Annotated in this window: 12 protein-coding genes and 2 pseudogenes; 8 read left to right on the forward strand and 6 right to left on the reverse strand. The window is 58.1% G+C overall.

Annotated elements, in window-relative coordinates; genetic code table 11:
* Nucleotides 1–19 precede the first annotated feature (19 nt).
* From SM763_RS23295 to SM763_RS23325, 7 genes and pseudogenes are all read left to right on the forward strand, one after another.
* Nucleotides 20–388 carry a hypothetical protein gene (locus SM763_RS23295; RefSeq protein WP_056037100.1) on the forward strand — a complete coding sequence of 123 codons (369 nt, stop codon included), beginning with the start codon at nucleotides 20–22 and terminating at the stop codon, nucleotides 386–388.
* Nucleotides 389–431: 43 nt separating this feature from the next.
* The gene (locus SM763_RS23300) at nucleotides 432–1,052 is read left to right on the forward strand and encodes a lytic transglycosylase domain-containing protein (RefSeq protein ID WP_368999913.1); all 621 of its coding nucleotides are present in this window, start codon (nucleotides 432–434) and stop codon (nucleotides 1,050–1,052) included.
* Nucleotides 1,049–1,342, forward strand: coding sequence for a TrbC/VirB2 family protein (locus SM763_RS23305; protein ID WP_008282963.1), 294 nt, complete (start codon nucleotides 1,049–1,051; stop codon nucleotides 1,340–1,342). Before SM763_RS23300 ends, SM763_RS23305 begins: the two co-directional genes overlap by 4 nt.
* Entirely contained in the window at nucleotides 1,335–1,613 is a 279-nt protein-coding gene (locus SM763_RS23310) for a VirB3 family type IV secretion system protein (protein WP_025042451.1), read from the forward strand. Before SM763_RS23305 ends, SM763_RS23310 begins: the two co-directional genes overlap by 8 nt.
* Nucleotides 1,603–2,401, forward strand: a pseudogene (locus SM763_RS23315) (VirB4 family type IV secretion/conjugal transfer ATPase); the annotation flags it as partial. The gene SM763_RS23310 and the pseudogene SM763_RS23315, both read left to right, overlap by 11 nt.
* Before the next feature lie 320 nt (nucleotides 2,402–2,721).
* Nucleotides 2,722–3,450, forward strand: a complete 729-nt coding sequence (locus SM763_RS23320) for a TVP38/TMEM64 family protein (RefSeq protein ID WP_368999914.1) — start codon at nucleotides 2,722–2,724, stop codon at nucleotides 3,448–3,450.
* Nucleotides 3,447–4,775, forward strand: coding sequence for an APC family permease (locus SM763_RS23325; protein WP_368999915.1), 1,329 nt, complete (start codon nucleotides 3,447–3,449; stop codon nucleotides 4,773–4,775). The genes SM763_RS23320 and SM763_RS23325 overlap by 4 nt, the downstream gene beginning before the upstream one ends.
* 141 nt (nucleotides 4,776–4,916) lie before the next feature.
* Here the strand turns inward: SM763_RS23325 and SM763_RS23330 are convergent, their stop codons facing one another.
* The 5 genes from SM763_RS23330 to SM763_RS23350 form a co-directional block, all read right to left on the reverse strand.
* Nucleotides 4,917–6,146, reverse strand: coding sequence for an ABC transporter transmembrane domain-containing protein (locus SM763_RS23330; protein ID WP_368999916.1), 1,230 nt, complete (start codon nucleotides 6,144–6,146; stop codon nucleotides 4,917–4,919).
* A 101-nt stretch (nucleotides 6,147–6,247) separates the two neighbouring features.
* The gene (locus SM763_RS23335; RefSeq protein WP_368999917.1) at nucleotides 6,248–6,742 is read right to left on the reverse strand and encodes a cupredoxin domain-containing protein; all 495 of its coding nucleotides are present in this window, start codon (nucleotides 6,740–6,742) and stop codon (nucleotides 6,248–6,250) included.
* A gap of 103 nt (nucleotides 6,743–6,845) precedes the next feature.
* Nucleotides 6,846–7,553 carry a copper resistance protein B gene (locus SM763_RS23340; protein ID WP_368999918.1) on the reverse strand — a complete coding sequence of 236 codons (708 nt, stop codon included), beginning with the start codon at nucleotides 7,551–7,553 and terminating at the stop codon, nucleotides 6,846–6,848.
* A 28-nt stretch (nucleotides 7,554–7,581) separates the two neighbouring features.
* Nucleotides 7,582–9,348 carry a copper resistance system multicopper oxidase gene (locus SM763_RS23345; protein WP_490363309.1) on the reverse strand — a complete coding sequence of 589 codons (1,767 nt, stop codon included), beginning with the start codon at nucleotides 9,346–9,348 and terminating at the stop codon, nucleotides 7,582–7,584.
* Between the two features lie 248 nt (nucleotides 9,349–9,596).
* A complete protein-coding gene (locus SM763_RS23350) occupies nucleotides 9,597–9,920 on the reverse strand; it encodes a hypothetical protein (protein ID WP_368999920.1) in 324 nt (107 codons plus the stop codon).
* Between the two features lie 207 nt (nucleotides 9,921–10,127).
* Here SM763_RS23350 and SM763_RS23355 point away from each other — a divergent pair.
* Nucleotides 10,128–10,360: pseudogene (locus SM763_RS23355) on the forward strand (IS5/IS1182 family transposase); the annotation flags it as partial.
* A gap of 125 nt (nucleotides 10,361–10,485) precedes the next feature.
* On the opposite strand, the gene SM763_RS23360 reads toward SM763_RS23355, so the two are convergent.
* Nucleotides 10,486–10,689, reverse strand: coding sequence for a hypothetical protein (locus tag SM763_RS23360; protein WP_368999921.1), 204 nt, complete (start codon nucleotides 10,687–10,689; stop codon nucleotides 10,486–10,488).
* Nucleotides 10,690–10,796: the final 107 nt, after the last annotated feature.

A 10,796-nucleotide genomic window follows, 5' to 3' on the forward strand; every position in this document is an offset into this window, starting at 1 on the left:
AGAAAGCGTGAGCCGGGCCATGAACTGGGACATCGAAGCACCAAATGTGGTTACGGAAGCCAGGTTCCGCGAACTCGTGGAAAGCGGCTATAGCGCAGAAATCCTGTGCCAGGAGTCGGCACATAAGAAAGGCCCTAGCTATTACGGGGTCTGGATCATGCGCGTTGTCTCTGATGACGGGGTGGAAAAGCTCCTCGTCACCGCCCGCACGCGGACGACCTACAACGATATCAAGATTCGCGAATTCAAGACGATCTCCGGCGTGGTGTCTTTCTTCATTGGCCTTGGCTTTGCGCATGTCGACCTGCCGCTTGAGGCGGGTACAAGCCGTACACACAAACTCGCCCCGCCAAACAAAGCCCCATCAGACAAGGGCGCTGACAACTAACCTCGTCTGTCTCTGGCTGGTCGCAGCACCTGCCTCAGCGCAAATGGTCCTGGTCATGGAGAGCGACGGCTCTCTGACCCCATCCCGGTCTCAGAGCAGTTTTGCTCGGAACTACAATGATGGCATCGGTCAGGGATCGGCTGCCGATGAACTTGCGATTTTCGGCAGCGATGAAACTGTGCCAGAGCGAGAAGCGATGCGCTTTGCAGCCCGTGTCGGTCCGGCACCCCTGCCCCGCGCCGATGTCCTCTCCGGGATTCAGACCACGGCCTTGCGCTATGCCGGCCATCCCGGCCTGCGTCGCGCGGGGCTTTCCGTGACGGATTGGCTGGCTCTCTATCGGGCCAATATCGAGGTTGAGAGCGCTTATCGGCAGGATGCGATTTCAAGTGCAGGTGCCATTGGCCTTGGTCAATTGATGCCAGCGACGGCGCGTGATCTGGGCGTCGACCCGCGTGATCCGCTGCAGAACCTCGACGGCTCCGCCCGCTACCTCGCGATGATGCTGGAGACGTTCGGCGATCCGCACCTGGCGCTGGCTGCCTACAACGCCGGACCCCATGCGGTCCGCCAGTATGGCAGCGTTCCCCCCTACCGAGAAACCCAGAACCACGTGGCCCACGTCATGGCCGTCGTGGCCCGATTGGAAGGATCAAATTCATGAAACAGATTTCAAACCTCTTTGTCGCTTCGCTGGCGCTATTCCTGTTCATTGCCGAGCCCGCCCTTGCACAGAGCATCGATCTCTCCCCGATCCAGAGCTTGTTGCAGGGTATTGTCGATGCGCTGACCGGACCTCTTGGTGTGGTCATCGCCACACTCGCGGTCCTCGGCGTTTTTTTGAGCTGGTTCTTCAACATCATCGACCTGCGCCAAGCGCTTTGGGTCCTCGTGGGCATCGCTGGTGTCGCGGCTGCCCCCACCATCGTTGCCGCGGTCTTTGCCGGTGGCTGAGCGCGCGCCTCTCTTTCTGGGGCTCGTGCGCCCGCCGAAGCTTCTGGGCCTGCCCATCATGTATGCGATGGTCTGGCTCTTTGGCTCGGTGCTCCTGTTCGTCTGGGTCCAGCATATCGCGGTGCTGGCTGTCGCGGCCCTGCTCTATCCGGTGCTGTGGAAGGCCGCCGATTGGGACCCGCGCTTCATCGACGTGATGATGACGGCGCTGCAGGAGACACCGCCCACGCGCAACAGGTCCATTCATGGCGGGGACAGCTATGCCCCGTGATGACGCCCGTGATGCTGCGCTCGATGCCCGCACAATGACGCCAGACTGGTATGCGCGCGAGACCCGCCTCGCGCACATGCTGCCCTATGTAAGCTTAGTTGATGACCAGACCGTGCGGACCCGGGTCAACGAGCTTTTCCAGTGCATCCGGCTCGACGGGGTCAATAGCTACACGACCGATGACGCCTATCTCGACAAGGTGACCGCGCTCTTTGCTCGGATCATTGCGCAATTGGGTCCGGAGTTCAGCTATTACGTCCATAAGGTCTCGAAGGCGATCACGTCGGACCTCGAGCCCCTGCGCGAGGATAGTTTCGCGGGAGAAGTCGACCGGCTCTGGCGCAAGAAGCTAGAGACCAGCGGGCTGCGCGACAAGACGCTCACCCTTACGATCATCCATCGCCCGCCTCCAAAAAGCGTCCTGCCATTCCTGAACCGCAGCGCGCCGGATCGCCTCAAGGAAGCGACCGAAAAGCGCCTTCGCCGATTGGGCGAGGCCGTGAGTGTCTTCCTGTCAGGCCTGACGGAGCTGAATCCGCGTGTGCTAACCGCCAAAAGCGGCGAGTTGATCGGGTTTCTGGGGGCGCTCAACACGGGAACGGAACTGCCGCTCTATCCGGCAAACACCTACGGCTTTCTGTCCTTCAACGTCGCCAATACCCGCGTGACCTTTCACGGCGACCATTTCGAGCTTTCCGAGGGCGTCGTGGGCCACCGCTACGGCAAGAGTTTCACCATTGGGGAATACTCGGAAGGCACCTCCTGCACCATGTTCGACATGCTGATGGTAGACCGTTTCCAGCATCTGGATGCGGACGGGGATGGCGCCATCACCTCTGATGAAATGAGCGCCATCGCCAATCGGATGAAACGGATGAACGGGAAAGGCATGCATGGGAACGGGATGAACGACGGCGGCATGCACGGGACAGGCATGGGCGGGCATCAGATGATGCAGGGCATGTCGGACCAAGAGTAATCCTGCATCGGCCCCTTTACCTTGGGTCCGGTCACATCGGCCGGGCCACTCCCCTGTCGCTCGGAAACCGTTCGATGCGCCCTCTGCACGACCGCCGTCTGAGTGACAAGCCCGACGAAAAGACAAGACATGACCAAGCACCGCGAACAGCGAAGGCAGCGCAGCCTCGGAACCGTTGCCGCGACCTTGGGTCTATTGGCCCTGTTAGTGACTTTGTTCGTGACCTGGAGTGCGGGATGGTGGTCAGCAGAGCTCAATCAGGACAGGGTCACGCATTTGGTTGCCTCTGCCGGAGCCTGGGGACCGCTTGCTGTGATCGGCCTGATGACGGCAGCCGTAGTGGCCAGCCCGCTGCCGAGTGCGCCGATTGCTCTCGCTGCCGGGGCCGCCTACGGGCACTACCTTGGGGCGGTCTACGTCGCGCTCGGCTCTGAAATGGGCGCAATCTTGGCGTTCCTTCTGGCGCGCGGCGGCGGGCGCGATAGGGTTGAGCGTCTGCTCGGTGGTAAGACTGGTCGTGGCCTGTTAGGCTCCCAGAACGCACTGACTCTGACTGTCTTTGTGAGCCGCTTGCTGCCCTTCGTGTCCTTTGACGTAATGAGTTATGCCGCTGGGCTGAGCCGCCTGCACTTCTGGCGCTTTGCACTGGCCACCCTGGCCGGGATCCTGCCAACAAGCTTCATACTGGCGCATTTCGGAAGCGCTGCGATGGCGGGAGATTTTGGCACGGCGGAGTGGCTTTTCCTTGCCCTTGGCCTGCTGACCGCGGCGCCTTTGGTGCTGCTGGCCCTGCGTGGCGGCAAGTCCGCAAAACGACAGCCAAACAGACGACCACAAAAGGAGGGAAAAACCGGATGAGGTCCGAATATCGGGAAAACACCATCACGCTGCTGGACGCTGTCGCCATGGGCACCGGTGTCATGATCGGGGCCGGAATTCTCGCGCTGACGGGCCAAATCGCAGAACTTGCTGGCCCGCTCTTTCCCTTCGCCTTTGTCGCCGGGGCCGTCATTACCGGCTTCAGTGCCTATACCTACGTCAAGATGTCTAACGCCTACCCCTCGGCGGGGGGCATCGGCATGATCCTTCAAAAGGCCTACGGGCCAACCACGGTCGCTGCTGGAGCCGCGCTGCTCATGGCGCTGTCGATGGTCATCAACGAAAGCCTCGTGGCGCGGACCTTTGCCAACTACCTCTTGCGCGGTCTCGACATACCTCGTGACAATTGGCTGGTCCCCGCGATCGGCGTTACGGTGATCCTCTTCGCCTGGCTCGTCAATGTGTCGGGAAATCGCTCGGTCGGCTGGCTCTCGATCCTGATGGCTGCGCTCAAGGTCGGGGGGATCCTTTTGTTCGGCATCACCGCACTCTGGGTTGGCGGTGTCACCTTTGAGGCTACAGGCAGTAGCGCCGAGGCCGCTGGCACCACCAGCGCCACCGGGTTAATCGCTGCGATGGCGCTGGCCATTCTTGCCTTCAAGGGCTTCACCACCATAACCAACAGCGGCGCCGAAATCACCGATCCGCACCGTAACGTCGGACGCGCCATCGTGATTTCTATTGCGATCTGCACGATCTTGTACCTGCTGGTGGCCTTGGCCGTCGGCAGCAGCCTGCCACTTGAGCGGATCGTGGCCGCAAAGGACTATGCTCTGGCGGAAGCCGCTGAGCCCGCGCTGGGACGCACAGGCTTCTACCTCACCGTGGGGCTGGCGCTGATTGCAACCGCCTCGGGCCTGATTGCCAGTGTCTTTGCAGTGTCGCGAATGCTGGCAATGCTGACCGAAATGAAACTGATTCCGCACAGCCATTTCGGCATGCCGGGTGTCGTGCGCGATCACACGCTGGTCTACACGGTGGTAGTGGCGTCACTGCTCACTGTCTTTTTCGACTTGAGCCGCATCGCATCGCTCGGCGTGTTCTTCTATTTGGTGATGGATATCCTCATCCACTGGGGGGTGTTCCGAAACCTTCGTGACGAGGTCGGCGCCCAAGGCTGGATCCTACTGACGGCAATCGGGCTGGACGCTGTCGTGCTCGCGGCCTTTGCAGCGATGAAGTGGCAATCTGATCCGTCGATCGTGCTGATTGCCATCGCCGGTATGGTAGTTGTTTTTCTGTTCGAGGGTCTGTTTCTGCGGCTGCGCCCGCCATCGCAACAGCCCCATCAACATGGCAGGTGACCTGCCAGGACCATGAATTTTGCAAGGGTAACTACGAAGTAGTTTAGCACACAAAATGTTGAATGCTGTACGGCACCACTTCCGTATCCCCCCTCTCGCACATGCAAACATACACTGCTGCGGGAGCAGCGCTGCTGAATGTCAGCTTTTCATTGACGAACTCAAACCCGCTTGCTGTTGTTCCAACAGAAACCCCAGAATTTCCTTGTAGCGTATCCGGGTATCTTCGAGTTGCTGGTAAAAGCGGAACAGCTCTTTCAGTGGAGCTGAGAAATCCTTATGCGCTGCCAGTACCGCGATGAGAGCGCCCAGAGTGATGCGCTCCTCAAGTACAAAGTATCCACCTAGCGAATAGAAGAGGAACGGCGTCAACGCGGTCAAAAAATTGTTCAACGCCTTGGCAAAGAACTTCACCCGGTGGATCCGCCTGCGGATCGCCTCTAACTGCCGCAACGAGGCCATTGTAAGCAGCACATCTCCGGGGCCGTCCTGCGCCGGATTCAGCTGTTCTGTCAGACTGCAGGTAAGTCTACGCATCTCCTGAATACGTTCCCGGCTCAGCCGGTTCAAGATCCTCTGCAGATAGGGCAGCAGAAACAGTTGCAGCGGCAGAACAGTCAGTGCAGCAGCACCCAGGATCGGATCCTGAATGAACATGAACAGCAGGATGGTAAGCAACGTTCCGCCCTGGGTCACCGGAAGCGCAACCAGATCCGCTGCAAAGCCGCCAATCGGCTCTGCCTCCGGCCCCAGAATTTGCGGAAGCTCGCTTTTTCGTGGTTGGCCGATTTGTTTACGCCAATGACAATAGATGAGCAGCCGGAGACGTCTGAGACAGCGTTCGGCAAGCCGCCCCTTCAGCACATTCAGCAGGTACTTCCCGACACCATTCAACGTGATTGCCAGCAGAAAAACACCACTTAGAACTGCCAGATGCTGCGTGGCGGTTAGATTATATCCTAACAGGCTCAGCGGTGCGTGCGATTTGCTCAATACGTTATTCACTATCTGCTTGGGAAGTTCCAACGATAGATACAACACAGGCAACAAAGACAGGCTCAGAAACAGTAGGAAAAACTGCTGTCGGCGCGTGGTCTGGAGAATGTGCGAAATTAGGTTCCGGTCGAGACCAATGATGGACACGGTCGTATGGGTCACAGGCCTAGAGGTGGAACGCGCAAGGCGCAGATGGACGGCCCGGCCGAGCAGCCTAGCCGCGGAGATTGCCAGCAAAGCCGGAGCTAGCAGCAATACCAGATGCATAACCGGATGCACCCATTCCGGAGAAGTTTCATCATAACTGAAGCCCAGCCAGTTAGCGGCCCTATGGGCGAAAGAATGATAGTGCGGGAACCTGTGCTCGGGCGGCATTGAAGTAAGTCCGCTGAGATAGAGGGAAATGCGGCAGCCCCATTGGAGCTGCCGCGCTGCAGGGCTGCTACCTGAGGAACCAGGCAGCAACCCTCAGCCGATCATTGAACCGCAATCTGGCCGTACATGCCAGATTCATAGTGCCCCGGGATCAGGCAAGCGAATTCGAATATGCCGTCATTGCTGAAGTTCCAGATGATTTCGCCGCGTTTCCCGGGTGCCAAAGTGACGGCATTCGGTGTGTTGTGCATTTGCATCTGGGCCGACATTGCCTGCTTGTGCATGGCGTTCCGTTCCGGTGTGTCAAGGACGAATTCGTGGTCGAGCTCACCCTCATTCACCACCATAAAGCGAATAGTTTCGCCCTGCTCAAACTCCAAGGCAGAGGGAGTGAATACCATCTCTCCGTCGTCGGTTTCCTTCATTTTCACCTTCACTGTGCGGCTAACCTTGTTGCGGTTTCCGGGCATGCCAGCCGCCATCTGTTCGCCGCGGCTGTCATGGGCGCCATGACCGTCGCCGTGGCCCGAAACACCGGCCACAACAGGTGCGCCGGTCAGAGTGGCCAGTACTGCGAAAAGAAAAAGTTTCTTCATTTTTGTCTCCTTGATTTCGATAGGAAAAATTTCCCTTCCACCGCCGGAACCATGGCAGGAAGGGGATGCACCGGGCCGGGTTGTCCCGGCCCGGTGTCAGGGTTCAGAACATCAAACGGGACCCGAAGACGACCGAGAGCACACCGTTATCTTCACCGCTGGCGCGCAGAAGATCCGCTGAGCCGCCAAAGGATTCTTCGTAGTTGATGCCGATGTAGGGAGAGACCGCCCGGTCGATGAGGTCATAGCTGAGCCGCAGGCCAGCCTCGATTGTAACGCTACCAGCCGCTTGATCGTAGGCAAGGTCATCCTGCAGCGGCACTGTAAACTCCAGGTTCGGCACCAAGATCAGGCGGTTGGTCAACAGCGCCTCGTATTCGCCCTCCAAGCGCAAGAACGAATGTTCCGACAGGTACAGATCGGCGTCGATCTCGAACCATTGCGGCGCCAACCCCTTGAGGCCTAGCACAGCGTTGTAGCGGTCCGGCAAACCGTCCGGTGTGCTGGCTTGCACCCCAACCACCGCATCGAAAAAGGTAGACACCGGAAACTGCAGCCGCAGCTGGTTCTCCAGAGCTTCGAGCTCGCTCGATCCCTGAACCCGTTCCCCTTCGCTACGCCAGACGAGTTTCAGCTCATCAGTGCCGATCATGGCATCGAAATCCCAGACAAAGGCATCCTCACCGTCGCTTTGCCGGTATTCCAGTTGCTCGGCCTGAAAGCCGTAGATCAGCTGCTCTGCTTCGGCGGGGCCGGACCAAAGGGCCGCCGCGCCGACTGCGGCACAGGCCGCATTGCGTATTTTGCTCATGTTTACGTCTCTTTCTGATCTTTCCGGGTCAGGCCGGGCCGCCTTCGACGATTACTTTGCGAAACATGCCCGCGTCGGCGTGATAGGAGAGATGACAATGGAAGGCCCACTGGCCTGTCGCATCGACTTCGGTTTCGGTGTAGACAGTAGTGCCTGGCGCAATACTTACAGTGTGCTTGACGGGATCTCTGCGGCCCTTGCCGGTATCTAGGATCGTCCACATGCCATGCAGGTGCATTGGGTGGGCCATCATAGTTTCATTGACGAATTTAAAACGGACCCGTTCGCCGTACTTCAGTCTCAGCGGCTCGGCCTCGGACAACTTCTTGCCGTTGATCGACCATATGTAGCGCTCCATGTTGCCCGTGAGGCGCAGCTCGATCTCCCGTGTCGCGGGACGGTCCCTGTAGAGCGGTCGGCGGGCGCTTAGGTCATCATAGGACAGGAATTTTCCGCCGTTTGCTGCGCTAGGTGTCAACCCACTGCCCGCCGCATAAAAGCCCTCCTTTTCGCCAACCCTCACCATCTGATGTCCATTGTGGTTCAACCCGGTCAGCGCGCCCCGTTTGGATGCCTTGGCTCCGCTCATGTTGTGCTGGCTATGGTCCACGTCAGCCATCGGCTCTGCCCTGGCAGGGGCGGCCATCTCCTGCTGGCTGTGGTCCATTTCCCTCATTGACGAACCGCCAGAGGATGCAGGCATCTGGTGCTGACTGTGATCCATGCCCGGCATCATTATGATGCTTTCGGACATGCCAGTATCATTGCGCATCACATGGCTTTCCATACCCATGTGACCCATCATCCCGGCCATATCAGCCATCGTCAGCCGCGGTTTGGGCCGCATTTGGGGAACTGGCCCAGCCAGCCCCTCGCGTGGCGCCAGCGTCCCACGAACCATTGCGGTGCGCCCCATAGATTCCGCCACAATGCTGTAGGGACGGTTTTCCTTGGGTTGGACAACAACGTCATAGGTCTCAGCCACGGCGATACGGAGCTCATCCACTGTCACCGGCTTCACGTCATTGCCGTCGGCCTGAACCACGGTCATTTTCAGACCGGGCAGCCGAACATCGAAATAAGCCATCGCCGAAGAGTTGATGAGCCGAAGCCGGATTTTCTCACCTGGACGGAACAAGCCAGTCCAGTTCTGCGCTGAGCTCTGGCCATTAATCATCGGCGTAAAGCCCTGAACATCCTCGATGTCAGTCGGCATCATCCGCATCCGGCCCCACATCTTTCGGTCTTCTAACGCCGCCTTCAGGCCCATGCTGCCGGAATCCTGTATTAAGTCCTGCAGCGTGCGCTGCGAACGGTTGTAGTAATCCGCCGACATCTTGAGGTTCCGCATGATCCGCTTGCCGCGATGCGGATGGGTGTCAGTAAACTGCACCACATAATCGCGGTTTGCATGTATTGTCTCGCCGCCTTTCGGCTCGATAACGATGGCACCATAGGCCCCATCCGGTTCCTGGAAGCCGGAATGACTGTGGAACCAGTAGGTACCGGCCTGCACAACCGGGAACCTGTAGCTGAAAGTCTCGCCTGGCTTGATACCGTCAAAGCTGATCTTCGGCACCCCGTCCTGATCAAACGGTAAGATCAGCCCATGCCAATGAATTGAGGTGTCATTGCGCAGGTTGTTGGTCACATTGAGCGTGACCTCTTCGCCTTCGCTAAATCGAAGGATGGTCGGGATCTGGCTTTTGTTGTAGCCGACACCAGATTTTCGAAAGTCTCCAGCATCGATGCGGATTTTGTCCACGGTGATGTCATAGGTCCCGGCCTGAGCCATGGTGGCTGCAGACAGGGCAAGTGCGGCGCCGACAAAGGCCGTGCGCCAAGGTGCGATGGATAGCGTCGTCAGTCCTTTGGTCTGTTGAGATGTTGGTCTGGTAATCCCCTGCAAGCATCCGCAAATGCAGTTTCTTTGCGCGCTGGGTTCAGCCGATGCAGCGCTCACTCATAGAGCGGCGCAATTACGCACTGCTGCAGTCTTCAAGCAAAGGTAATGGCAAGCAGGGAGAGGGCAGGTGCTTTTGATCAGGTTTTGGGAGGTGGAAGGTGCGCTTCGAGTGCCACCGAAGCCAAGACAGAATCACTCAGGGCCACCGCCAGTTTTCCCGCCTTTTCGATTATGGAAACTTGCTGCCAAGGCTGCAATGCGGCCGACACCTCGCAGGCCGCTGCCTTGTGGCATAGGCCAGAGCTGGAATGGCTGTGCCACTGTGCCGCTTCATGCAGGGCAACAGGAACAACCTCAGCCTGATTTTCCACTTCTGTCGTCAAGGCCGCGAAAAGTGCGGACAGCGCTAGCAACAGTGCCAGCGTCAACGATGTCCACAGCTTTCCCGTTTTTGAGCGCATCAAACAGCTCCGTTTGCTTTCCCTATGGCTAGCTAGCCAGTGCGAGGCTCCACCTCAAGCATACATTTTGATACATTTGCGAACCGGGCGCGTTTTCGTTAATTCGCCGTAATACGTTCAGTACATTTGCGGCCTTTCTTAGCAGAGACCAATCATCGGTCGCTTATCAGAAATGAAAGACCGTTGAGAGCGCACATGAATCGCAGAGACCGTCGCTATGATGCCGACAGGTTTCCGGAAACACCGAACGACAAAAGGCTACGCTCCCGTATCCCTGACCGAAAATAGCGTAAGAAAACGGTGAAGTGCGACAAGCACCGCAATCGGATCGAGATTATATTTGCAGGCTGAAGGATTGGCGGCGCGTCGCTACCCGCTATGACCACTGCCCCAAGGTGCTCCTCTCGACCATCGCTCTCGCCGCACTCGCCATCTATTAACTATGTTCCCGCCCTTACAAAGTTGAATCGAGAAACCCGTTGCATACACCCGAAAGGTAATATCAGAAAATTGAAAAGGGAGAGATATCTCCCCCTCTCCTACACTCTCAATCAAAAAATTTACTCTAATTTTTTGAGTGTATTCCCCTTTCTTCTTCATCAAGAGCGGCTTCATGCGTATCTCCATCAGCAGCCTCATGAGCCGCGCCGTGAGCATCGCCATGGGTGTCATTATGCACACCAAGACCAGAGACCCACAGATAAGCAACAATCAATAAAACGAAAAAAACGGCCGCAATAACACCGCTCCCCAGGGGGCGCTGTTGCACAAATCGGGGTCTGAGCGTGGTTCCCCTTTCCCCGGACGGACCTATCCTACGGCCACAGTGACGGGTATGCCGAGCGCGGTGTAGCCGTTCAGCACGGCGATGCGAAC

The sequence above is a fragment of the Pseudophaeobacter sp. C1-32P7 genome (genome assembly GCF_041008775.1).
GTDB lineage: Bacteria > Pseudomonadota > Alphaproteobacteria > Rhodobacterales > Rhodobacteraceae > Phycobacter > Phycobacter gallaeciensis_A.

Coding starts and splice junctions, on each gene's coding strand:
- SM763_RS23295 (WP_056037100.1), top strand. CDS start 20: ATGAACTGGGACATCGAAGCACCAAATGTGGTTACGGAAGCCAGGTTC.
- SM763_RS23300 (WP_368999913.1), top strand. CDS start 432: ATGGTCCTGGTCATGGAGAGCGACGGCTCTCTGACCCCATCCCGGTCT.
- SM763_RS23305 (WP_008282963.1), top strand. CDS start 1,049: ATGAAACAGATTTCAAACCTCTTTGTCGCTTCGCTGGCGCTATTCCTG.
- SM763_RS23320 (WP_368999914.1), top strand. CDS start 2,722: ATGACCAAGCACCGCGAACAGCGAAGGCAGCGCAGCCTCGGAACCGTT.
- SM763_RS23325 (WP_368999915.1), top strand. CDS start 3,447: ATGAGGTCCGAATATCGGGAAAACACCATCACGCTGCTGGACGCTGTC.
- SM763_RS23330 (WP_368999916.1), bottom strand. CDS start 6,146: ATGCCGCCCGAGCACAGGTTCCCGCACTATCATTCTTTCGCCCATAGG.
- SM763_RS23335 (WP_368999917.1), bottom strand. CDS start 6,742: ATGAAGAAACTTTTTCTTTTCGCAGTACTGGCCACTCTGACCGGCGCA.
- SM763_RS23340 (WP_368999918.1), bottom strand. CDS start 7,553: ATGAGCAAAATACGCAATGCGGCCTGTGCCGCAGTCGGCGCGGCGGCC.
- SM763_RS23345 (WP_490363309.1), bottom strand. CDS start 9,348: ATGGCTCAGGCCGGGACCTATGACATCACCGTGGACAAAATCCGCATC.
- SM763_RS23350 (WP_368999920.1), bottom strand. CDS start 9,920: ATGCGCTCAAAAACGGGAAAGCTGTGGACATCGTTGACGCTGGCACTG.